Source organism: Streptomyces fradiae (genome assembly GCF_041270065.1).
GTDB lineage: Bacteria > Actinomycetota > Actinomycetes > Streptomycetales > Streptomycetaceae > Streptomyces.
In genome coordinates this window covers 2,427,921-2,451,128 of record NZ_CP065958.1, presented here as the reverse complement: position 1 = coordinate 2,451,128, position 23,208 = coordinate 2,427,921, and the positions used below count along the sequence as shown (strand labels likewise).

Below are 23,208 nucleotides of genomic sequence, written 5' to 3'. Positions count from 1 at the left end.
CCGTAGCCAACAGCGATCGGTCTTCAGGAGGCGGCGCGCTCCAGGCGGACCGCGCACACCTTGAACTCGGGCATCTTCGACACCGGGTCGAGCGCCGGGTTGGTGAGCGTGTTCGCGCGGCCCTCGCCCGGCCAGTGGAAGGGCATGAAGACGGTGTCCGGGCGGATCGCGGCGGTGATCCGGGCCGGCGCGACCGCCCGCCCGCGCCGCGACACCACGGCCACGGCCTCGCCCTCCGCGACCCCGAGCCGCTCGGCGAGCCGCGGGTGCAGCTCCACGAACGGGCCAGGCGCGGCGGCGTTCAGCTCGTCGACCCGCCGGGTCTGCGCGCCGGACTGGTACTGGGCGACGACCCGGCCGGTGGTCAGCACCACCGGGTAGTCGGCGTCCGTCTCCTCGGCCGCCGCCCGGTGCACGACCGGCACGAAACGGGCCCGGCCGTCGGGCGTGGCGAAGCGGTCCAGGAAGAGCCGCTGGGTGCCGGCGTGGCCTTCGTCGGGGCAGGGCCAGAACACGCCCTGCTCCTCCTCGATCCGGCGGTAGCTGATGCCGGAGTAGTCCGCCGGGCCGCCCGCCGAGGCGCGCCGCAGCTCGCCGAAGACCTCCTCCGGGTCGGCCGGGAAGCCCTTCTCCCAGCCGAGCAGGGCGGCGAGCCCGTGCAGCACCTCCAGGTCGCTGCGGACCCCGGGCGGCGGGGTGAGGGCCCGGCGGCGCAGCAGCACCCTGCCCTCCAGGTTGGTGGTGGTGCCGGTCTCCTCGGCCCACTGGGTGACGGGCAGGACGACGTCGGCGAGGGCCGCGGTCTCGGAGAGGACGACGTCGGCGACGGCCAGGAAGTCCAGGGACTTCAGACGCTCCTCGATGTGGGCGGCGCGCGGGGCGGAGACGACGGGGTTGGAGCCCATGAGGAGGAGGGCCTTCACGTCCCGGCCGAGCGCGTCGAGGAGTTCGTACGCGCTGCGGCCCGGCCCCGGCAGGGACTCCGGCGGGACCCCCCACACCCCGGCGACGTGCTCCCGGGCGGCCGGGTCGTCGAGCTTGCGGTAGCCGGGCAGCTGGTCGGCCTTCTGGCCGTGCTCGCGGCCGCCCTGGCCGTTGCCCTGGCCGGTGAGGCAGCCGTAGCCGGACAGCGGGCGGCCGGCCTTGCCGGTGGCCAGGCACAGATTGATCCAGGCGCCGACGGTGTCGGTGCCCTTGGACTGCTGCTCGGGGCCGCGTGCGGTGAGCACCATGCCGGTCCCGGCCTCGCTGAACATCCGTACCGCCTCGCGGAGTTCGGGCACCGGCACACCGGTGATCCGCTCCACCTGCTCGGGCCAGTGGGACATCGCCCCGGCCCGCGCCTCCGCCCAGCCCTCCGTACGCGCGGCCACGAACTCCTCGTCGACCCGCCCCTCGGCGACGACCAGGTGCAGCATGCCGAGGGCGAGCGCCAGGTCGGTGCCGGGGCGCGGCGCGAGGTGCAGATCGGCCTGTTCGGCGGTCCGGGTGCGGCGCGGGTCGACGACGATCAGCTTGCCGCCGTTGGCCTTGAGCTCGGTGAGGTAGCGCAGCGCGGGCGGCATGGTCTCGGCGAGGTTGGAGCCGACGAGGATCACGCAGCCGGTCTTCGGGATGTCCTCAAGGGGGAAGGGCAGGCCCCGGTCGAGCCCGAAGGCCCGCTGGTGGGCGGCGGCCGCGGACGACATGCAGAAGCGGCCGTTGTAGTCGATCTGCGAGGTGCCGAGGACGAGCCGGGCGAACTTGCCGAGCGCGTACGCCTTCTCGTTGGTGAGGCCGCCGCCGCCGAAGACCCCCACGGCATCGGCGCCGTGGCCGGCGCGGGTACGGCTCAGCCCCTCGGCGACGGCGGACAGGGCCTCCTCCCAGGTCGCGGGCTCCAGCGCCCCCGTGTCAGGGCAGCGGACCAGGGGCTCGGTGAGCCGGACCCGGGAGGAGAGCACGGCGGGCGCGGTGCGGCCCTTGCCGCACAGCGCGCCCCGGTTCACGGGGAAGTCCGGCCGGTCGACCACCTCGGCCGGCAGCGCGCCCGCGGCGGTGGGCCGCAGGTTCATGCCGCACTGCAGCGCGCAGTAGGGGCAGTGCGTGGGAACCGTGGGAACGGTGGTGACCTCGGACATGGTCCGAGGATGCGACGGGAGTGTTACGGGCGTGCTCGCCCCGCATTACGGGCGAGGTGCCGTGAGCTCCTGTCCGTAACGCGTACGGGGTGAGGCGGAGAGGCCCCGGATCAGCCGTTCGTACGCGGCGGCGCCGCCAGCGCCTTCGTCACGCCGTCCTCCCGCTCGCCGAGGAAGCGCGGGTCGGGGCGCAGCGCCGCGTCGAGCGCGGCCTTGCCGGCGGCGGCGAGCTCGCGGGTGGTGCCGTAGTACCAGGTGGCGTCCTTCGGTTCGCCGACCCCGACCCCGTACGACTCCACGCCCGCCGCCCCGCACAGCGCGACCGCCCGCTTGATGTGGAAGTCCTGGGTGACCAGGACCGCCCGGTCGACGCCGAAGATCTTCTTGGCGCGGACGCAGGAGTCCCAGGTGTCGAAGCCCGCGTAGTCGCTGACGACCTTGTCGTCCGGCACCCCGCGCTTGGCCAGGTACGTGCGCATGGCGCTGGGCTCGTCGTACTCGGTGCGGCTGTTGTCGCCGGTGACGAGGAGGACCTTGACCTTGCCGTCGCGGTAGAGCTCGGCGGCGGTGTCGAGCCGGTGCGCGAGGTACGGGGTGGGCCGGCCCTTCCACAGTCCGGCGCCGAACACCACGGCCACGTCCTGCGCGGGCACGTCCGCCGTCGTGCGCAGCCGGTCCTCGGTCGTGACCCGCATCCAGGTGGCGGGCGCGAGGGCGAGCACCGCCCCGAGCATGAGGGCCTGGACGGCGCGGCGGCGCCCCCGGGTGGTGCGGGGGAGGCGGGGCAGACGTACGCCGCGCATCGGGTGGACCTCCGTGGTCGGGAAGAAGTGGTCACTCCGTCCGACGCGATTCGGCGGGTTTCGGTTCGCTCGCGACCCGGTCCGATCCGTACAGCAGTACGGAGACGCCCATGCCGAGCAGCATCCCGAGGAGCTGGGCGGCGGCGAAGGCGGGCACGGAGCCGGGGGCGATGCCGGTGAAGGAGTCGGAGAAGGCCCGGCCGACGGTGGCCGCCGGGTTGGCGAAGGAGCCGGAGGAGGTGAACCAGATGGCCGCGCCGATGTAGCCGGCGACGGCGACCGGGGCGAGCGAGGGGCGGCCGATGCGGCGCAGGCCCTGGACGACGAGGACGAGGCCGCCGGTCGCGACGGCCTCGCCGAGGAGGAGGTGGAGCTCGGCGCGCTGGGCGGTGGCGAGGCCGGCACCGGGGGCGCGGCCGAACATCGCCTCGGCGAGCAGCGCGCCCGCGACGGCACCGCCGAGCTGCGCGGCGATGTAGGCGAGGGCCTCGCGGCCGCCGTTCCTGGCGCGGCCGGTCCACCACTCGGAGAGGGTGACGACCGGGTTGAAGTGGGCGCCGGAGAGCGGGCCGATGAGCGCGATGAGCAGGCCGAGGCCGATGGCGGAGGCGGCGGCGTTGGCGATCAGCCGGACCCCGATGTCCTGGCTGAGGGAGTCGGCGCGGAGGCCGGAGCCGACGATGACGGCGACGAGCGCGGCGGTGCCGGTGAACTCGGCGAGGGCGCGTCGGGGGAGCGACGCCGGGGACATTCTCATAGCGGAAAAGATATTCCGTGATTCGGAACGAAAAAAGAGGGGAGGAGAGGGGCGCGGAGTCCGTACGATCCGCCGGTGATGATCACCGAAGCCGAGCTCCTCGCCCACGCCGTCCGCAACAACGCCGACTGGTGCGCCGCCATGTGCCGCGCCCACGGCCTGACCGGCACCTTCGGCCCCCGGGCCTGGACCAGCCCGCGCCGCGCCCCGCTCTACTACCCGGACGCCGTGACCCTGACCGAGGACGCGACCGCCGCGGACCTGCTGCCCGGCATCGACCGCACGGCCCCCGGCGCCTCCGTCAAGGACAGCCACGCCCGGCTCGACCTCACCGCCGAGGGCTTCCGCCTCCTCTTCGAGGCCCAGTGGATCCACCGCCCGGCCCCCGTGTCCCCGCTGCCGGCCGAGGGCTGGCGCCCGGTCCGTACGGCCGACGACCTCGCCGCCTGGGCCCTCGCCTGGAGCGGCGGCGACGCCGACGAGGCCGCCCTCTTCCGGCCCGCACTCCTCGCCGACCCGACGACCACGATCGTCGCGGGTCACGCCGCCGACGGCCGGATCCTCGGCGGCGCCGTCCTCACCGAGTCCGCCGGCGTCACCGGGATCTCCAACCTCTTCACGACGGACGGCGTCCCCGCCTCGTACGCCTGGACGGGCGCCCTCGCCCACGCCGCCCCCGGCCTCCCGGTCGTCGGCTACGAATCGGGCGAGGACCTGGACGCGGCGCTCGCTGCGGGCTTCGGGACGCTCGGGCCGCTGCGGGTGTGGCTGGCGCGGTGAGCGGGGCGCCAACGAGCCGTGACCCGCGCGAAACGGCCAGGCAACGTGCCCCGTGAAACATCGGTCCATGACGACGTACGAGCCGGACGCCGACACCAGCACGGCCTTCGACAGCACCGCCGCCGGGATGCTCGGCCGCATCCTCGCGCGGCGGGGCGCCGCCGACGCCTACGCCCCCACCCTGATAGCCGTCGGCCACGGCAGCCGTGACCCCCGGGCCGCGGCGACGCTCGGCGCGCTGCTCGACCGGGTGCGCGAGCTGCGGCCCGGGCTCGACGTGCGCCTCGCGCACATCGAGCTGAACGCGCCGCTGCTCACGGATGTTCTGGCAGACCTGACCGGTGACGCCGTCCTCGTCCCGCTGCTCTTCGCCCCCGGCTACCACGTCAAGCACGACCTGCCCGCCGCGCTCGCCGCCGCCCCCGCCCTCCGCGCCCGGATCGCCGCGCCCCTCGGCCCGCACCCCCTTCTCGTCGAGGCCCTCGCCGACCGCCTCGCCGAGGCCGGCTGGGCCCCCGAGGACGGAGCCTCGCCCGCCACCGGAGTGGTCCTCGCCTCCGCCGGCTCGCGCGACCCCGACTCCGCCGCCGACATCCGCCGGATCGCCGCGCTGCTCGGCGAGCGCCTCGGCGGCGTCCCCGTCCTCCCCGCCTACACCTCCGCCGCCGCCCCCACCGTCCCCGAGGCCGTCCGCGCCCTCGCCGCCCGCGGCCGCCACCGCGTCGCCGTGGCTTCCTGCTTCACCGCCCCCGGCCGCTTCGCCGCCCGCGCCGCCGCCCAGGCTCCCTGGCTCGCCGCGGCCCCGCTCGGCCCCCACCCGGCCCTGGCCCGCCTGGTCCTGCACCGTTACGACGAGGCGCTGTCCGGTACGCGTACGCGCCGGCGGGCGGCGGCACTTGCCGTCGCCCGCTGACGCGTGCGGCCGAGGGAGCCGATGGACCGGATCAGCCGGTGTAGTAGCCGGCGATGTCGGCGATGAGGTCGATGCTGCCCGCGTGGTTGTAGAACGTGATCTGACCGTCCTTCACCGGGACGACGACCAGGTTGGGCACCGTCCGGCCGGCGGTGAAGTTGACGCTGGACACCGACGGGCGCGCCGTCCCGTACGGGTACACCGAGACATAGCCGGTGGCCGTCGGGCCGGTGACCGTCACGTTCAGGACCACGGCCGTCACATCGGCCGGGACGATGCCCCGGCCGCCGACCCACAGGGTCCGCGTCTGCCCGGCACCGATCCTGGCGGGCGGCACGTCGTAGTAGTAGCGGGTGTCGAGGACCCGCAGCGGCTGCATGGCGGTGAACACGCCGTGCGCGTCCTGCGTGAAGTACCCGGCGACATCCGCGATCAGGTCGACCGTGCCCGCGGCGTTGTAGAACGTCACCTTGCCGTCCACCACCGGCACGACGACATGGTTGGCCACGGTCTGGCCCGCCGTGAAGTTCAGGTTCGAGACCGGGGCGCCCGGCGCACCGTACGGCTGGACCGACACATGGCTCGCCTTGGTGGGGTTGGTCGCCGTCACGTTCAGGACCACGGCCTTGGCCGAGGTCTCCGGTACGGCCAGCGTGACCGTGCCGCGCGCGCCGACCTTGGCCTTCGGCGCGCCGAGGCCGGTGCGCGTGTCCATCAGGCGGCGGGGTGTGACCGGCTGGTAGCCGGCGCCGGCCCGGTCCTCCTGGTAGAAGCCGGACACGTCGGCGAGCAGGTCGGTCGAGCCGCTGTTGTTGTAGAAGGTGACCTTGCCGTCGAAGACCGGGACGACGACGGAGTTGGGGACGGTCTGACCGGCGGTGAAGTTGAGATTCGACGCCGAGGTCCGGTGGGTGCCGGAGGGGTAGACCGAGACGAAGCCCGCTGCGGTCGGGCTGACCGCGGTGACGTTGAGGACGACCGCGCTGACCCCGGTCGCCGGGACTCCGCCGGCGCCCGCGACCTTCAGCGTGACGGTCTTGCCGGGGCCGACCTTCGCCTTCGGCGCGCCGAGGCCGGTGCGGGTGTCCATGAGGCGGGCCGGGGTGAGCGGGCGGAAGGTGCCCGGCAGGGTGGTGAGCCCGATGTCCCAGGCGTCGAGGGTGCCGGTGACGCGCTGCGCCGTGCCGGCACCGTCCGCGGGCTGCAGGGTCAGGACGTAGGTGTAGCGGCCGGCCGCGACACCGCGCCCGTGATCGTCCCTGCCGTCCCAGGCGAACGTCACCCCGGCGGCGGTGCCCCGGGTGCCGCGATAGGTGCGTACGGTGCTGCCGGCCGCGTTCTTGATCTCCGCCGTCCAGGCACCCACGGTGCGCGACATCCGCACACGGGCGGCCATGGGCCCGGAGACGAACGGGTCGTTCCCCTCGACCAGGGAGAACGGCTGGGCGGCCACCGGGACGCGCTTGACGTGGATGTTCTTCCCGGCGTCGAGATAGGCGACATGGGCGCCGAACTTGTCGACGGTCCACCCCGTGCCCCGGTCCGAGGCGGACGAGGCGGGCAGGTCGGCGAGTTCCGAGGTCTGCCCGGTGGCGGCGTTCGTCGTCATCAGCTTGCCGCCCTCGTGCCGGACGACGAACCCGTCGCCGAGCAGGGCCTCGCCGACCGGGACCGGAACGCTCTTCTTCAGCGTCTGGTCGTAGACACCGGCCTTGCCAGCCCCGCAGGCCCAGTACAGCCAGCGGCCCACGGCCCGCAGGTCGGTCGGCCGGCAGCCGGACATGAGGTCGACGGACGGGGAGGTCGTCCCCGTCTTCAGGTCGTAGGCGTTGACCAGTCCCGAGGCCGGGGCGGTCCCGGCGGGCTTCCACGCCTTGCTGCCCCACACGGCGGCGGGGGAGTTCTGCAGGGTCAGCAGGACGGACGACTTGTTTCCGTCGTAGTTCTCGACGTCACCGACGTAGGTGGTGTCGCCGGCCTTCACCACGACATACCGTCCCGCCGCGTCCACGACGGTCTCGCCGGCCGGAAGGCCGAAGCCCTTGTACGTGGTCGGCTCGGTCGGCGCGGCCACGGTCGTGCCCCACAGGGCCACCGAGTCGCCGTCGCCGAGCGAGGCGAGGCCGCTGACCGGGTGGACGGCGAAGGCGAATCGTTTGGTGGGCGTACCGGCCGTGGGAGTGCCGGTCATGGTCGTGTCGACGTCGAACAGCTCGTTCCAGTCGCGCCGGGGGCTGAGGTAGCTCACCCGGCCGCCGCCCAGGGCGAGCCGCTGGATGTCACGCGGCATGGCGGGAACGTCCCGGACCCGGGTCACCTGGGGCACCCCGTCGGCGCCGGTGACGATCCGGCGGACGGCCCAGTCGAGGGCCCCGGTGCCGCCGGCGACCAGGACGCTGCCGTCGGGAGCGGTGGCGAAGCCGCCCTCCTCGGCGTACTTCAGGAGTTCCGTGGCCGTGCCGCCGCCGACAGGGATCGCGCGCAGCGCCCGGCCGGCCAGCGTGCCATTGGTGGGCAACTGGAGTTTGCGCTGGTAGACGACGTTGTCGCCGCTCACCGCGAACGAGACGCCGGAGCTCTCGCCGTCGACGGGGGCCGGGAGCACGGTCTCCACCGGCTGGGCCGTCGGGTTGCCGCGGGGCACGGACAGCAGCGGCTTGCCGGCGCCGGGGTAGCCCACGACGTGGCGGTCACCGAGAGCGAGGGCGATGGGGGTGCCCATGGCGGCCGGGAGCGCCGTGATGGTGGCCGTGGCGTAGTCGAGCAGGAACGGGGTGACCGGTCCGGTGGCCGTCGTGCGGGTCCGCAGGACCGCGCCCCGCAGGTCCTGCTTCCAGGCGCCGAGCCCGCCGTACAGCTCGGGCAGATTTTCGACGGGCCGGGCGCGCGTGGTGCCGTCCTCGGCCGCCTGGTAGAGCGTGAGCGAGGTCAGCCGGCCGGTGTCGTCCATGCCGAAGGCGAGGGTCGTGTCGGCGTTGTACGCGCCGGACCACCGAAGGCCGGCCGGGAGCGTGACGGTCTTCCGCGCCTCGGAGCCGAGTTCCTGGATGGTGACCGTGCGCGGCTGGTCGAGCGGTTCGCTGCTGATCGTCGCCCAGTGGCCGGAGTGCCCTGCGGCGGCCGAGGCGGTGACGGGCGTGTGGGTGCCGGTGCCGTAGTCCGTCCAGACCGTTCCGGTGCCTTCGAGGACATGGGCGTAGCCGGTGGTGCCGGCCTGCTTCAGATAGTCGCTGCGCGGCAGTTCGCGGCCGGGGTTCGGGATCACCACCTCGTCGGTGGCGGTGGTGCCGGACGGACCGGCCGGGGCGGCGGCCGCGGGTGCCGTGACCGCGGTGGCGAGGCCGGCGGCGATGCCGAGGGCGGTGGTCACGGCCAGCGCGGTGCGGGCGTGTCTGTACAAGGAAGTCCCCTCCGAGAGCCTGATCAGGCTGGGGACGGGTGGCCTTCGTTCGCGCGTGCTCCGCGCGGCCCCCTCCGGCGCTTCCCGTCCGAAGGCGTGATCGTAACAGCGGTCCGCCCGTCCCGGGTGCGATTTCGAACCCGTTCAGACGGCAGGTGGGCCGGTCTCTCCGCCCGGCGCTCGCGGCCTCGTCGCGTCGGCGGGCGTCGGCGAACGCGGCCCGTGCTCCTACGAGTTCCGGCCCTGATCCGCGGCCCGCGGCAAGCCGGGGCCGCGTCCTTGCCCCACTTGTCCGTCCCGCCCGTTACCTTCGGGGCATGGAAGGCATCACCGAACCCACGGACCCCGCCACCCCCGACGTCCCCGCCACCCCCGGCTACGACGCCGCCGCTCTCGAACGCTGGGCCCCCGAGCCCGACAAACGCCCCGGGCGCACCGCCTTCCAGCGTGACCGGGCCCGGGTGCTGCATTCCGCCGCGCTGCGGCGGCTCGCGGGCAAGACGCAGGTGGTCACCCCCGGGACGCGCAGCCACGCGTGGGACGCGAGCCCCCGCACCCGGCTCACCCACTCCCTCGAATGCGCCCAGGTCGGGCGCGAGCTCGGGGCGGCGCTCGGCTGCGACCCCGACCTCGTCGAGGCCGCGTGCCTCGCGCACGACATGGGGCACCCGCCGTTCGGGCACAACGGCGAGCAGGCGCTGAACGACGTGGCGAAGGACTGCGGCGGCTTCGAGGGGAACGCGCAGTCGCTCAGGCTGCTCACCCGGATCGAGCCCAAGCGCTTCGTCACCGACCCCGTCACCGGCGAGCCCGTCAGCGTCGGGCTCAACCTCACCCGGGCCGCGCTCGACGCCGCCACCAAGTACCCGTGGGCGCGCGGCGGGCACCCCACCGACCCCGGTTCGCCGAAGTTCGGGGTGTACGAGGACGACCTGCCGGTCTTCGCCTGGATCAGGGAGGGCGCGCCCGGGCACCGCAAGTGCTTCGAGGCGCAGGTCATGGACTGGTCCGACGACGTGGCGTACTCGGTGCACGATGTCGAGGACGGGCTGCACGCCGGGCACATCGACCCCAACCTGCTGCTCGCCGAGCCCGAGCGGGCCGACATCTGGGCCGTCGCCCGCGGGCGCTACGTACCGGAGGACACCGATCCGCAGGAGCTCGCCGACGCCCTCGACCGGCTGCTCGACCAGGAGTGGTGGCCGCACGGGTACGACGGCTCGGCGGTCGCCCAGGCCCGCCTCAAGGACGCCACCAGCCAGCTCATCGGGCGCTTCTGCCTCGCCGCCGAGGGCGCGACCCGGGAGGCATGGGGGTACCACCCAGGCCGTTCAGGCTCTGGGGGAGGATCGGGCCGGCTGACCCGGTACGCGGCCGAGCTGGTCGTCCCCCGCGAGACCCGCAACGAGTGCGCCGTCCTCAAGGCCGTCGCCGACCGGTACGTGATGCAGCGCGCCGAGCAGGAGGCGCTCCGGGCCGACCAGCGCATCGTGCTCGCCGAGCTCGCCGAGGACCTCGCCGCCCGCGCGCCCGAAGGGCTCGAACCCCAGTTCCGGGCGCTGTTCGTCGGCGCGCCCGACGACCGTGCCCGCAAGCGGGTGATCGTCGACCAGATCGCCTCCCTCACCGACGCCTCCGCCCGCACCCTGCACGCCCGCCTGCGCCCCCCGAGGGCCTGAGGGGCCGTGCGCGGGGGCCGTTCGCCCCCTTTCGTCTTCCCGGCCGTTGCGGGACCCTCGCATGCATGCCCCGAGGCGGTACGGCCCCGGCCCCGCCCGGGGGCGTAGCGTAGGGAACCGGTCGAAACGAGGAGGAATCAACGTGGTCGACGCAGATCAGACCTTTGTCATCGTCGGCGGGGGCCTGGCCGGGGCCAAGGCGGCGGAGACGCTGCGCGACGAGGGGTTCAACGGCCGGGTGATCCTCATCGGCGACGAACGCGAGCACCCCTACGAACGCCCCCCGCTCTCCAAGGGCTATCTGAACGGCAAGGAGGAGCGGGACTCCGTCTTCGTCCACGAGCCCGCCTGGTACGCCCAGGCCGACGTCGAGCTGCACCTCGGCCAGACCGTCACCGCCGTCGACCGCGAAGCGCACACCGTCCGCCTCGGCGACGGCACCGTCATCCGCTACGACAAGCTGCTCCTCGCCACCGGCGCCGAGCCGCGCCGCCTCGACCTCCCCGGCACCGACCTGGCCGGCGTCCACCATCTGCGCCGGCTCGCCCACTCCGAGCGGCTCCGCGACGAGCTCCGGAAGCTCGGCCGGGAGAACGGCCAGCTGGTCATCGCCGGCGCCGGCTGGATCGGCCTGGAGGTCGCCTCCGCGGCCCGTGGGTACGGCGTCGAGGTCACGATCGTCGAGGCCGACCCCACCCCGCTGCACCGGGTCCTCGGCCCCGAGCTCGGCCAGCTCTTCGCCGACCTGCACACCGACCACGGCGTCCGCTTCCACTTCGGCGCCCGGCTCGCCGAGATCACCGGACAGGACGGCATGGTCCTCGCGGTCCGCACCGACGACGGCGACGAGCACCCCGCCCACGCCGTCCTCGTCGCCATCGGCGCCGCCCCGCGCACCGCCCTCGCCGAGAACGCCGGGCTCGCCCTCGTCGACCGCGCCGACGGCGGCGGCGTCGCCGTCGACGAGTCGCTGCGCACCTCCGACCCCGACATCTTCGCGGCCGGCGACGTGGCCGCCTTCCACCACCCCTCGCTGCACCACCGGATCCGCGTCGAGCACTGGGCCAACGCCCTCAACGGCGGCCCGGCCGCCGCCCGCGCGATGCTCGGGCAGCACGTGTCGTACGACCGCGTGCCGTACTTCTTCTCCGACCAGTACGACCTGGGCATGGAGTACTCCGGCTGGGCGCCGCCCGGCTCGTACGACCAGGTCGTGGTCCGCGGCGACACCGGCAAGCGCGAGTTCATCTCCTTCTGGCTCAAGGAGGGCCGGGTGATCGCGGGCATGAACGTGAATGTGTGGGACGTCACAGAGCCCGTCCAGAAGCTCATCCGGTCCCGGGCCCAGGTGGATCCGGAGCGCCTCGCGGACGCCTCGGTCGACCTGGAGAGCCTGGTTCCGTGACCCTGGAACGGTGGCCCGGCCCCGTAGAATTCATCCGTGGCAGGCAGGATCAACGATGACGACGTGAAGGCGGTACGGGACGCGGTCCCGATCGACGCCGTCGTGTCCGAGTACCTCCAGCTCCGCAACGCGGGCGGCGGCAACCTCAAGGGCCTCTGCCCCTTCCACGACGAGAAGTCGCCCTCCTTCCAGGTCAGCCCCAGCAAGGGCCTGTTCCACTGCTTCGGCTGCCAGGAGGGCGGCGACACGATCGCCTTCGTGATGAAGATCGACCACCTCTCCTTCTCGGAGACGGTCGAGCGGCTCGCCGCCAAGGCGGGCATCACCCTGCGCTACGAGGAGGGCGGCTACAACCCCGGCCACCAGCGCGGCGAACGCACCCGCCTGGTCGACGCCCACAAGATCGCCGCCCAGTACTACGCGGAGCAACTCGGCTCCGCCGAGGCCGAGATCGGCCGGAAGTTCCTCGCCGAGCGCGGCTTCGACCAGGCCGCCGCCGAGCACTTCGGCGTCGGCTACTCCCCGGCCGGCTGGGACCACCTCACCCGCTTCCTGCGCGGCAAGGGCTTCACCGACCGCGAGCTGATCCTCTCCGGCCTCTCCCAGGACGGCCGCCGCGGCCCCATCGACCGCTTCCGCGGCCGCCTGATGTGGCCGATCAAGGACGTCGGCGGCGACGTCGTCGGCTTCGGCGCGCGCCGGCTCCGCGAGGACGACAACGGGCCCAAGTACCTCAACACGCCCGAGACGCCGATCTACAAGAAGTCCCAGGTGCTCTACGGCATCGACCTGGCCAAGAAGGACATCGCCAAGGTCAGCCGGGCCGTCGTGGTCGAGGGCTACACCGACGTCATGGCCTGCCACCTGGCCGGCGTCCCCACCGCCATCGCCACGTGCGGCACCGCCTTCGGCGGCGACCACATCAAGATCCTGCGCCGCCTCCTCATGGACAACGGCTCGGCCCGCGTCATCTTCACCTTCGACGGCGACGCCGCCGGCCAGAAGGCCGCCCTGCGCGCCTTCGAGGACGACCAGAAGTTCGCGGCCGAGACCTACATCGCCATCGCCCCCGACGGCATGGACCCCTGCGAACTGCGGCTCGCCAAGGGCGACGAGGCCGTCGCCGACCTCGTCGAGCCGCGCGTCCCGCTCTTCGAGTTCGCGCTCCGCCAGATCGTCCGGCGTTACGACCTGGAGATCCCGTCCGGCCGGGCCGCCGCGCTCGACGAGGCCGCCCCGATCGTCGCCCGCATCAAGAACGTGGCCTCGCAGCACGAGGTCGCCGTCCAGCTCGCCGGCATGCTCGGCATCCTGGACACCCAGTTCGTGGTCCGCCGGGTCGCCCAGATCGCCCGCTGGCAGCGCGGTGGCGGCGGCAAGGAGCCCGACCGCCGCGGCGACCGGCGCCGGCCGTACGACACCGCCGGCATCCAGGCCCCCACCGCCCCGGCCGGCCCCGCGCTCAACCTGCGCAGCCCCGCCCACCGCACCGAGCGCGAGCTGCTCAAGCTCGCCCTGCAGCGCCCGGAGCTGGTCTCCCCGGCCTTCGACGCGTACGGGGTGGACGAGTTCACCGCCCCGCCCTACGCGGCCGTCCGCCAGTGCGTCATGGACGCGGGCGGTGCCACCGACGCGCCCGCCGACTATCTCGACGCGGTCCGCGAGGCAGCCCCGGACGACACCGTGCGCGCGCTCGTCACCGAGCTCGCCGTCGAGGTGATCTTCGCGAAGATCGTCGACGAGGCGTACGCGGGCGACCAGCTGGTGACCGTACGGCTCCGGGCCGTCGACCGGCGCATCCGCGACGTCCAGGGCACCCTGGCCCGGCTCGGCCCGCACGGCGACCCCGCCCAGGTGGCCGCCGTACAGAACGAGCTGTGGGTGCTCACCCAGTACGGGCAGTCGCTGCGCAACCACGGCGCGGCCGCGCTCTAACGTTCGGTCACCCGGCGAACTCAAAAAGTCACCGCACGCCCCTCGTGGCGGTGTTGTGTCGTGCGACACACTGAGCGGACGGTGTCATCCCGTCCTGGAGGTCGCCCCCCGTGCAGACCCAGCCCCAGACCCTCGCCGTGACCGAACCGCCCCCGGGCGAGCTCTCTCCACTCGAACCGTCGCCGCGCGAACCCTCTCCGGTCGAGCTCGTGGCCGTCGAGGCCGCGGAGCCGGAATCCGAGGCCGTGCCCGCCCAGCGCCGCCGCGTCGACCTCGGCGGCAACGGACCCTCCTCCGACCTCTTCCGGCAGTACCTGCGCGAGATAGGCCGGGTGCCGCTGCTCACCGCCGAGGAGGAGGTCGAGCTCGCCCGCCGGGTCGAGGCCGGACTCTTCGCCGAGGAGAAACTCGCCAACACCCCCGATCTCGACTCCCAGTTGGCGCTCGACCTGGACCGGCTCGTGGTCCTCGGCCGGATCGCCAAACGCCGGCTCATCGAGGCCAACCTGCGGCTCGTCGTCTCCGTCGCCAAACGGTACGTGGGGCGCGGCCTCACCATGCTCGACCTGGTGCAGGAGGGCAATCTCGGCCTCATCAGGGCCGTGGAGAAGTTCGACTACGCGCGCGGCTACAAGTTCTCGACGTACGCGACCTGGTGGATCCGCCAGGCGATGTCCCGGGCCCTCGCCGACCAGGCCCGGACCATCCGCGTCCCCGTGCACGTCGTCGAACTCATCAACCGGGTCGTCCGCGTCCAGCGCCGGATGCTCCAGGAACGCGGCTACGAACCCACCGCCGAAGAGGTCGCCGCCCAGCTCGACCTGGCCCCCGAACGGGTCGGCGAAGTGCTGCGGCTCGCCCAGGAGCCGGTCTCGCTGCACGCCCCCGTCGGCGAGGAGGAGGACGTCGCGCTCGGCGACCTCATCGAGGACGGCGACGCCGCGTCCCCCGTCGAGTCCGCCGCCTTCCTGCTGCTGCGCCAGCACCTGGAGGCCGTGCTCTCCACCCTCGGCGAGCGCGAGCGCAAGGTCGTCCAGCTCCGCTACGGCCTCGACGACGGCAGGCCCCGCACCCTGGAGGAGATCGGCCGGATCTTCGGCGTGACGCGCGAACGCATCCGCCAGATCGAGTCGAAGACCCTCAACAAGCTGCGGGACCATGCCTACGCCGACCAGCTGCGCGGCTACCTGGACTGAACCCCGGTGGACGCTCAGTCCACCTCGGCGACCGCCTGGGCGAACTGCGCCGCGTACAGCCGCGCGTACGCACCTTCCGAGGCGAGCAGCTCCTCGTGCGTGCCCTGCTCGACGATCGAGCCGTTCTCCATCACCAGGATCACGTCCGCGTCCCGGATGGTGGAGAGCCGGTGCGCGATCACGAACGAGGTGCGCCCGTGGGCGAGCCGCGCCATCGCCTTCTGGATCAGCACCTCGGTACGGGTGTCGACCGAGCTGGTCGCCTCGTCGAGGACCAGGATCACCGGGTCGGACAGGAACGCCCGCGCGATGGTGATCAGCTGCTTCTCGCCCGCGCTCACGCCCGCGCCGTCGTCGTCGATGACGGTGTCGTAGCCCTCGGGCAGGGTGCGGATGAAGCGGTCCGCGTGGGCCGCCTTCGCCGCCTCCTCGATCTCCGCCCGGCTCACCTCGCGCGTCGCGCCGTACGCGATGTTCTCCGCGATGGTGCCGCCGAACAGCCAGGTGTCCTGGAGCACCATGCCGATCCCGGTGCGCAGGTCCTCCCGCGACATCTTGCCGATGTCGGTGCCGTCCAGCGTGATCCGGCCGCCGGTCACCTCGTAGAACCGCATGAGCAGGTTCACCAGCGTCGTCTTGCCGGCGCCGGTCGGGCCGACGATCGCGACCGTCTGCCCCGGCTCCACCGAGAGCGACAGGTCCTCGATGAGCGGCTTGTCCTCCTCGTAACGGAAGGACACGCGCTCCAGGGCCACCTTGCCCTTGAGGTCCGCCGGCTGCTCGCTGTGCGGCGCGTCCGGCTCCTGCTCCTCCGCGTCGAGCAGCTCGAAGATCCGCTCGGCGGAGGCCACGCCCGACTGCACCAGGTTCGCCATCGACGCGACCTGCGTCAGCGGCATCGAGAACTGCCGGGAGTACTGGATGAAGGCCTGCACGTCACCGATGGACAGGCTGCCGCTGGCCACCCGCAGTCCGCCGACGACGGCCACGAGCACATAGTTCAGGTTCGACACGAACAGCATCACCGGCTGCATGACGCCGCTGTTGAACTGCGCCTTGAACCCGGCCTCGTACAAAGCCTCGTTCTGCTCGCGGAAGTCCCGCGCGGACTCGTCCTGCCGCCCGAAGACCTTCACCAGGGTGTGCCCGGTGTACATCTCCTCGATGTGGGCGTTGAGCTTGCCCGTGGACTTCCACTGCTGCACGAAGTGCGGCTGCGAGCGCTTGCCGATCTTCGTCGCCACGACCACCGACAGCGGCACCGTGATCAGTGCCACCAGGGCGAGCAGCGGCGAGATCCAGAACATCATCGCGAGCACGCCGACGATGGTCAGCAGGGAGTTGATCAGCTGGCCCATCGACTGCTGCAGGGTCTGCGAGATGTTGTCGATGTCGTTGGTCGCCCGCGAGAGCACCTCGCCGCGCTTGGCCTTGTCGAAGTACGACAGCGGCAGCCGCGCAAGCTTCGCCTGGACGTCCTCGCGCATCCGGTAGATCGTCCGGTTGATCACCCTGATCGACATCCGGGTCGACACCAGCATCAGCAGGCCCGCGAGCACGTACACGCCGAGCGCGATGCCGAGCACCTCGCCGACCGCCGTGAAGTCGATGCCCTGACCCGGGGTGAAGTCGACCCCGGACAGCATGTCCGCCATGCCGCCGTCGCCCTTGGCGCGCAGCCCCGCGAGGGCCTGCTCCTTGGTGGCGCCCTCGGGCATCTGCCGCCCGACCACGCCCGCGAAGACCAGGTCGGTCGCCTTGCCGAGGATCTTCGGCCCGACCACCGAGGCCGCCACCGACAGCACACCGGCGATCAGCATCAGCCACAGCGTGCCGCGCTCCGGCGCCAGCTGCCGCAGCAGCCGCTTGCCCGAACCCTTGAAGTCCATCGACCTCGAGTCCGGGCCGCCGGCGCCGGCCATCATTCGTCCGCCAGGACCGGCCATCAGGCTGCCTCCGCCTCGGTCAGCTGGGAGAGCACGATCTCCCGGTACGTCTCGTTCTCCGCCATCAGCTCGTGGTGCCGGCCCGTGCCGACCACCCGGCCCTCGTCGAGGACCACGATCCGGTCGGCGTCCCGGATCGTCGACACCCGCTGGGCGACGATGACCACGGTCGACTCGGCCGTCTCCGCGGCGAGCGCGGAGCGCAGCAGCGCGTCCGTCTCGTAGTCGAGGGCGGAGAAGGAGTCGTCGAAGAGATAGATCTCCGGCTGCTGCACCAGGGTGCGGGCGATCGCGAGCCGCTGCCGCTGCCCGCCGGAGACATTGGTGCCGCCCTGCGCGATGGGCGCGTTGAGCCCGCCCTCCAGCTTGGCCACGAAGTCCTTGGCCTGGGCCACCTCCAGGGCGTGCCACAGCTCCTCGTCGGTCGCGTCGGGCTTGCCGTACCGCAGATTGGTCGCCACCGTCCCGGAGAACAGATACGGCTTCTGCGGCACCAGGCCGACCGTCCGCGCCATCAGGCCCGGTTCGAGCTCGCGCACGTCCACGCCGTCGACCAGGACCTCGCCGCCGGTCACGTCGAAGAGCCGCGGCACCAGGCCGAGCAGCGTCGACTTGCCGGAGCCGGTCGAGCCGATGATCGCGGTGGTCTCGCCGGGGCGGGCGACCAGCTCGACGTCCCGCAGCACCGACTCCTCGGCGCCCGGGTAGCGGAAGTCCGCGTTCCTGACCTCCAGATGCCCGTGCCGGGCCAGGGCGGTGACCGGCTCGGCCGGCGGCACCACGCTGGACTCGGTCGCCAGGACCTCCTCGATGCGCTCGGCGCACACCTCGGCCCGCGGCACCATCATGAACATGAAGGTGGCCATCATCACGGCCATCACGATCTGCATCAGATACGCGAGGAAGGCGGTCAGCGCGCCGATCTCCATCGCGCCGCTGTCGATGCGGTGCGCTCCGAACCAGACGACGGCGATCGACGACACGTTCACGACCGTCATCACGGTCGGGAACATCAGTGCCATCAGCCGTCCGGTGGACATCGACACGTCGGTCAGTTCGACGTTCGAGCCCTTGAACCGCTCACGCTCGTAGCCGTCGCGGACGAAGGCGCGGATCACCCGGTTGCCGGTGATCTGCTCGCGCAGCACCCGGTTCACGGTGTCGAGCCGCTCCTGCATGGTGCGGAACAGCGGGCGCATCTTCCGCACGATCAGCGAGACCGCGATGCCGAGCACCGGCACGACGGCGATCAGGACGGCCGACAGCGGCACGTCCAGGCCGAGCGCCATGATGATGCCGCCGACACACATGATCGGCGCGGAGACCATCAGGGTGAACGCCATCAGGACCAGCATCTGGACCTGCTGCACGTCATTGGTGGTGCGGGTGATCAGCGACGGCGCGCCGAAGTGTCCGACCTCCCGGGCCGAGAAGGACTGCACACGGCCGAAGACCGCGGCCCGGACGTCCCGCCCGAGCGCGGCCGCGGTCCGCGCACCGAAGTACACGGCCCCGATGTTGCAGACGACCTGCACGAGGGACACGCCGATCATCAGCGCGCCGAACCGCAGGATGTAGCCGGTGTCCCCGTTCACGACACCGTTGTCGATGATGTCGGCGTTCAGGGTCGGCAGGTAGAGAGTGGCGCTGGTCTGCAGCAGCTGCAGCAGCACGAGCAGGGCGATGGGTTTTCTGTACGGGCCGAGGAAGGTTCGGAGGAGTCTTATGAGCACGGGTTCTACTATCGCCCGCGCTCCCGAGACGTTACGACTCGTTTTAGGGTGCCCCGCTGAGCCCTGGTGAAGTCTTTACGAAGCGTCCCCGCGTGCGGGTGTCCTCCCGCTCACGCGCTGAAGGCGCCCGGGTGCAGCTGGTCGCGGGTGGCGATGTACTGCTGGCGCACGGCCTGCCCGACCGCGAGCTCTTCGCCCGCCTCGAAGACCTGCGCGGCGGCGCCCTGCCAGGCCGGCGGGACCGCGGGGGAGAGGGTGCCCTGGGACACCCCGAGCGCCCAGGCCGCCTGCCGGGCGGCGCCGAGCGCCGCGTACTCGGCCGGCTGGGGTACGACGACCTGCGCGCCGAACAGCGCGGGCGCCATGGCCTGCACGGCGGGCAGCCCGGCGGCGGCCCCGAGCAGGAACACCCGGCGCACCTCGACGCCGCGCCGGCGCAGCACGTCCATCGCGTCGGCGAGCGAGCACAGCATGCCCTCGAAGGAGGCCCGGGCCAGGTGTTCGGGCTTCATGGACTCGCGGCGCAGCCCGCTGAGGGTGCCGGCGGTGTGCGGCAGGTTCGGGGTGCGCTCGCCCTCCAGATAGGGCAGCAGCACGAGCCCGGAGGCGCCGGGGGTGGACTTCAGGGCGAGCGCGGACAGCTCGTCGAGCGACTCGGCGCCCAGCATCTCGGCGGTGCCGCGGAGCACCCGTACGGCATTGGAGGTGTGCACCACGGGCAGGTGCATGCCGGCGGCGTCGGCGTACGCGGTGATCGTGCCGTCCGGGTCGGCCGGGGCCTCGTGGTGGACGGCCATCACGGAGCCGGAGGCGCCGAGGGAGACGACCGCGTCCCCGGTGCCGAGGCCGAGACCGAGGGCGGCCGCCATCGTCTCGCCCGTACCGGCGGAGATCAGCAGCCCTTCGGGGGTGGTGCCGGCGGCCTCGGCGGGCCCGAGCACCTCGGGCAGCGCGGCGTGGTGCCCGAGCGCCAGCTCGACGAGGTCGGGGCGGTAGGACCCGGTGCGGGCGGACCAGTAGCCGGTGGCGGAGGCGGCGCCGCGGTCGGTGGTGCGGCGCGCGGGCCGGCCGAGCAGCTGCCAGACCAGCCAGTCGTGCGGCTGGAGGACGGAGGCGATCCGCTGGGCGTGCTCGGGCTCGGTGCGGGCGAGCCAGCGCAGCTTGGCGACGGGCATCCCGGACTGCGGCACGGCGCCGACGGCCCCGGTCCACGCCTGCCGCCCGCCGAACGACTCGACGAGGTCGGCCGCGGCGACCTGGGCCCGCTTGTCGTTCCCGACGAGCGCGGGCCGCACCAGGGCGCCCTGCGCGTCGAGCGGCACGATCCCGTGCCCCTGCGCGGCGACCCCGATGGCCTGCACGCCTTCGAGCAGCCCGCCGGTCGCGGCGTCCCCGAGGGAGAGCAGCCAGGCCTGCGGGTCGACGTCGGTGGCCTTGGGTTCCAGGGGGTGCGGGGCATGGCCCTGCCGCAGCACGGCACCGGTGTCGGTGTCACAGACGACGATGCGCGTGGAGTCCGTTGAGCTGTCAAGGCCGGCGACTATCCCCATGGCACATGATTCTGCCGTACGCCGGGTCTTTCCGGTGTACGCCGGGTGATTCCGGCTTCAGCCGCCCGGTTCACGTGTCCGGGTTCGGCTGCCCGGGTTCAGGTGTTGCTGGTTCCCCAGTCGTCGTCCTCGAACTGGGCGGACTGCCGGCTGTAGTGCCCGTTGTGCTCGCGCCGCGACCGGATCTTCTCCGGGATCCGCTGCGCCTGGTCGCCGACCACGTGCAGCGCCCGCCCGGCGGCCTGCCGCCCGCCCTGGGCGGCGGACTCGGCCGCGTTGCGCACCGCGGGGTTCCCGGCGACCTGCTTCGCGGACGACTTCATCCGCTCGTACACCTCACGCCCGGCCCGCGTCCCGATCACGAAACCGAGGCCCAGTCCGGCGACGAAGACCAGCTTGTACCGCACGCTGCGATCCTTCCCTGGACGCCCTGGGGATACCGATTGGCGGAGCACCCCCCTGCTTGCGCTAATCTATGTCTCGCAGCGAGCGCCCGCTCCCCGGCAAGGCCGGAGGTGGGGCCGTTCGTCGCAACGCAGCAATCCCCTGTAGCTCAATTGGCAGAGCAGCCGGCTGTTAACCGGCAGGTTACTGGTTCGAGTCCAGTCGGGGGAGCGCGATCCCCTGTAGCTCAATTGGCAGAGCATTCGGCTGTTAACCGGAGGGTTACTGGTTCGAGTCCAGTCGGGGGAGCCATCGGAAGAGGACCCTTCGGGGTCCTTTTTCGTTTCCCCTGGAACCGCCGACGGGACGGGTGAGTCCTGTTGGTTGAGCATGGCCGACCATCCGGAGCAGGAGATCGTATGAGCGGCTATGCTGCGGCAGACGGCGCGCACACTTGTACGCGCCGTGGTGTTCGGGGCGGTAGCTCAGCCGGTTAGAGCAGCGGACTCATAATCCGTCGGCCGTGGGTTCGAGTCCCACCCGCCCCACCAAGAAAAACGTTCTGACCTGCGGAAACACCCCTGGAGGGGCGTTTCCGCGTGCAGCGGTCGCCTCACATTGGTGCAGCGAAACGGGTGCCTTCGGCCTGTTTCGCAGGGGCCGCACCCTCTTGGCCTGCGGTTTTGGGTGGAGCGTGGGATGTGGTGCCGTGTCGATGATCCCACGGCGATCCCACGGCTCCTGCGTGTGACACGCCGCACACCCGTACCGAATTCCGAGCCCTCGTCGACGCCCCTCTGTCGGCGGTCGTGTCCGTAATGTCCTGCGCGTGGTTTTGGTGGCCGCGGAGCCTGTATAACCGGCCGCCTTGATGCGCGGCGGTGCGTGCCGCGCTGTTCCGACGAACCGAGGAATCACTTCGTGCTGCGTTCTTCCTGTAGGTACGCGTCCGTGCTGGCTGTCATCGGGGCGGTGACTCTCGTGTCGGCCTGCGGCGGCCAGAAGGGGCCCGCCGGCTCCGCGGCCTCTGTCGCGCCTGGCACTGACCTGGGTGATGGCGAGGCCAAGGGCAGCTCCGCGTCGGCGAGCCCGTCTGCCTCTGCGTCTGCCTCCGCCTCCCCTTCCGTTTCGGTGTCCGCGTCGAAGTCCCCTTCCGCCTCCGCCAAGCCGTCCAGAAGCGTGACCCCGAAGGCGAGCCCCGCAGGCGGCATAGCCGGCAGCGGGACGGTTGACGGGTCCGGACAGCAGACGTCCCAGCCCGCCGCCGCACCGGACTTTCCCGTGCCCGTGAACATCGGCAACGCCACGCAGGTCATCACGGTCAAGGCCCGCGGTTCGTACGCCACCGTCACCGCGTGGCAGAAGGGCTCCTCCGGCTGGAAGGCGCAGTTCTCCACGAGCGCTGGACGTGTGGGCTCCAACGGTGTCGTGGACGGTGCAACCCGCAGGCAGAGCACGTACACCACGCCTTCGGGGACGTACACGATCACCGAGGGCTTCGGCGTCGAGTCCAGCGGGACAGCCATGCCGTACACCAAGGTCGACGACCGCCACTGGTGGGTGGAGGACCCGGAGTCGAAGTTCTACAACCAGATGCACACGGCCGAGGGCGCGGACTTCCCGCTCACCGAGTCCGGCGACCGCGGCAGCGAGCACCTGATCAACTACCCGACGCAGTACGCCAAGGCGCTCGTCATCAACTTCAACCGGTGGCCCGCCATACCCGGCCGCGGTGCCGGGATCTTCCTGCACGTCAACGGCAACGGTGCGACCGCTGGCTGTGTTTCCGTGCCGCGGGCGACGATGGACCGGTTCATGGGCTGGGTCAGGCCGTCGGCGAACCCGCGGATCGCGATCGGCTGAGCCATCTCGTACTGCATGGCACGGTACGGGTCGCTCGCTCGGAGGGAGTCCACTCGCAACAGCCGACATCGTGCCTCGTGACGCCAGACGGCCGGGACCCCGTGGAAGGGTCCCGGCCGTTGGTGTTCTGATTGGCGGCCTGGCCCTTGACCCGCACGCCGGGGTCGGATGCGGACCGTTACCCGTTGTCATCGGGCAGCGCGCCGGTGCATGTGGCACGCCCGAACTCGCCCATGGCGGTGGCGCGCTGGACATGCTTTCCGCGGATGGCCAGTGTGCAGGACGCCTGGCCGCCCTTCCCGTCGAGGACGACGGCGACGGTCGGAGCCTTGCCGAGGGGTACCTGGACCGATTTCGTCCACGGAAGGGTGACCGCCTTCTCGACCGTGGCTGTGCCTGCCTCGTTCCGGGCGAGGTACCAGACTTCGACGGTCCCTGTTCCCGTGACCTCGTACGTCACCTCGGCCGTCGGCACGGCGCGCGGCTTCGGCTGCTCGTCGGTGTTGAGGATGCCGTAGCCGAGCAGTCCGAGGCAGGCGAGCAGGGCCATGCCGGCGATCAGCACTCCTCGCCGGTCCGGGGAGCCCCCTGCGCTCTCGGGTTCCATCTCCTCCCGCACCGTGTTTTCCACGAGTTCATTAGAAGACATGAGAGATACCGGCTTTCGGTCGGCTGGCAGATGAATCGGGTGGTTATACACCATGCCATCGGCCGAGCGCGAGCGAGCGGAAGAATCGGACGAAC

The 23,208-nt window shown here is 72.3% G+C and carries 16 protein-coding genes and 3 tRNA genes; 10 read left to right on the top strand and 9 right to left on the bottom strand.

Translation table 11 applies throughout. The annotated features are described in order from the left end of the window. Positions 1-23: 23 nt before the first annotated feature. From JAO84_RS11000 to JAO84_RS10990, 3 genes are all read right to left on the bottom strand, one after another. Positions 24-2,120, bottom strand: coding sequence for a molybdopterin oxidoreductase family protein (locus JAO84_RS11000; RefSeq protein WP_370412643.1), 2,097 nt, complete (start codon positions 2,118-2,120; stop codon positions 24-26). Between the two features lie 110 nt (positions 2,121-2,230). Further along, on the bottom strand, positions 2,231-2,923 hold the full coding sequence (locus JAO84_RS10995) for a vancomycin high temperature exclusion protein (protein WP_370412641.1): 693 nt from the start codon (positions 2,921-2,923) through the stop codon (positions 2,231-2,233). 31 nt (positions 2,924-2,954) lie between these two features. After that, entirely contained in the window at positions 2,955-3,680 is a 726-nt protein-coding gene (locus tag JAO84_RS10990; protein WP_370412639.1) for an aquaporin, read from the bottom strand. Positions 3,681-3,758: 78 nt separating this feature from the next. Between JAO84_RS10990 and JAO84_RS10985 the strand changes: the two genes are divergently transcribed. Together JAO84_RS10985 and JAO84_RS10980 are read left to right on the top strand one after the other, a co-directional pair. Then, positions 3,759-4,460 carry a hypothetical protein gene (locus tag JAO84_RS10985; protein ID WP_370416721.1) on the top strand — a complete coding sequence of 234 codons (702 nt, stop codon included), beginning with the start codon at positions 3,759-3,761 and terminating at the stop codon, positions 4,458-4,460. A gap of 127 nt (positions 4,461-4,587) precedes the next feature. Then, the gene (locus tag JAO84_RS10980) at positions 4,588-5,373 is read left to right on the top strand and encodes a sirohydrochlorin chelatase (RefSeq protein WP_370416720.1); all 786 of its coding nucleotides are present in this window, start codon (positions 4,588-4,590) and stop codon (positions 5,371-5,373) included. A gap of 31 nt (positions 5,374-5,404) precedes the next feature. Here JAO84_RS10980 and JAO84_RS10975 read toward each other — a convergent pair whose 3' ends face one another. Further along, complete coding sequence (locus tag JAO84_RS10975) at positions 5,405-8,773, bottom strand: FlgD immunoglobulin-like domain containing protein (RefSeq protein ID WP_370412637.1); 3,369 nt, start codon at positions 8,771-8,773, stop codon at positions 5,405-5,407. A gap of 317 nt (positions 8,774-9,090) precedes the next feature. Between JAO84_RS10975 and JAO84_RS10970 the strand changes: the two genes are divergently transcribed. The 4 genes from JAO84_RS10970 to JAO84_RS10955 all read left to right on the top strand — a co-directional run bounded on the left by JAO84_RS10970 (position 9,091) and on the right by JAO84_RS10955 (position 14,988). Continuing rightward, on the top strand, positions 9,091-10,452 hold the full coding sequence (locus tag JAO84_RS10970; protein ID WP_370412635.1) for a deoxyguanosinetriphosphate triphosphohydrolase: 1,362 nt from the start codon (positions 9,091-9,093) through the stop codon (positions 10,450-10,452). A 142-nt stretch (positions 10,453-10,594) separates the two neighbouring features. Then, the gene (locus tag JAO84_RS10965; protein WP_265862189.1) at positions 10,595-11,857 is read left to right on the top strand and encodes an FAD-dependent oxidoreductase; all 1,263 of its coding nucleotides are present in this window, start codon (positions 10,595-10,597) and stop codon (positions 11,855-11,857) included. A gap of 36 nt (positions 11,858-11,893) precedes the next feature. Further along, positions 11,894-13,792: a DNA primase gene (gene dnaG, locus JAO84_RS10960; RefSeq protein WP_370412633.1), complete on the top strand. Its 1,899-nt coding sequence runs from the start codon at positions 11,894-11,896 to the stop codon at positions 13,790-13,792. Positions 13,793-13,878: 86 nt separating this feature from the next. Beyond that, positions 13,879-14,988 carry an RNA polymerase sigma factor gene (locus JAO84_RS10955; protein WP_370416719.1) on the top strand — a complete coding sequence of 370 codons (1,110 nt, stop codon included), beginning with the start codon at positions 13,879-13,881 and terminating at the stop codon, positions 14,986-14,988. A 14-nt stretch (positions 14,989-15,002) separates the two neighbouring features. Here the strand turns inward: JAO84_RS10955 and JAO84_RS10950 are convergent, their stop codons facing one another. The 4 genes from JAO84_RS10950 to JAO84_RS10935 form a co-directional block, all read right to left on the bottom strand. Continuing rightward, on the bottom strand, positions 15,003-16,934 hold the full coding sequence (locus tag JAO84_RS10950) for an ABC transporter ATP-binding protein (protein WP_370412631.1): 1,932 nt from the start codon (positions 16,932-16,934) through the stop codon (positions 15,003-15,005). Beyond that, complete coding sequence (locus JAO84_RS10945) at positions 16,934-18,667, bottom strand: ABC transporter ATP-binding protein (RefSeq protein WP_370412629.1); 1,734 nt, start codon at positions 18,665-18,667, stop codon at positions 16,934-16,936. The genes JAO84_RS10950 and JAO84_RS10945 overlap by 1 nt, the downstream gene beginning before the upstream one ends. A 110-nt stretch (positions 18,668-18,777) precedes the next feature. Further along, positions 18,778-20,217: an FGGY family carbohydrate kinase gene (locus tag JAO84_RS10940; protein ID WP_370412627.1), complete on the bottom strand. Its 1,440-nt coding sequence runs from the start codon at positions 20,215-20,217 to the stop codon at positions 18,778-18,780. A gap of 98 nt (positions 20,218-20,315) precedes the next feature. After that, entirely contained in the window at positions 20,316-20,624 is a 309-nt protein-coding gene (locus JAO84_RS10935; RefSeq protein ID WP_370412625.1) for a YtxH domain-containing protein, read from the bottom strand. A 135-nt stretch (positions 20,625-20,759) separates the two neighbouring features. Here JAO84_RS10935 and JAO84_RS10930 point away from each other — a divergent pair. The 4 genes from JAO84_RS10930 to JAO84_RS10915 all read left to right on the top strand — a co-directional run bounded on the left by JAO84_RS10930 (position 20,760) and on the right by JAO84_RS10915 (position 22,464). After that, a tRNA-Asn gene (locus tag JAO84_RS10930) sits at positions 20,760-20,832 on the top strand. A gap of 5 nt (positions 20,833-20,837) precedes the next feature. Beyond that, positions 20,838-20,913, top strand: a tRNA-Asn gene (locus JAO84_RS10925). A gap of 162 nt (positions 20,914-21,075) precedes the next feature. Further along, a tRNA-Ile gene (locus tag JAO84_RS10920) sits at positions 21,076-21,152 on the top strand. Positions 21,153-21,882: 730 nt separating this feature from the next. Further along, positions 21,883-22,464 carry a L,D-transpeptidase gene (locus tag JAO84_RS10915; protein WP_370412623.1) on the top strand — a complete coding sequence of 194 codons (582 nt, stop codon included), beginning with the start codon at positions 21,883-21,885 and terminating at the stop codon, positions 22,462-22,464. A 178-nt stretch (positions 22,465-22,642) separates the two neighbouring features. On the opposite strand, the gene JAO84_RS10910 is transcribed toward JAO84_RS10915, so the two are convergent. After that, entirely contained in the window at positions 22,643-23,095 is a 453-nt protein-coding gene (locus tag JAO84_RS10910) for a hypothetical protein (RefSeq protein ID WP_370412621.1), read from the bottom strand. Positions 23,096-23,208 lie beyond the last annotated feature (113 nt).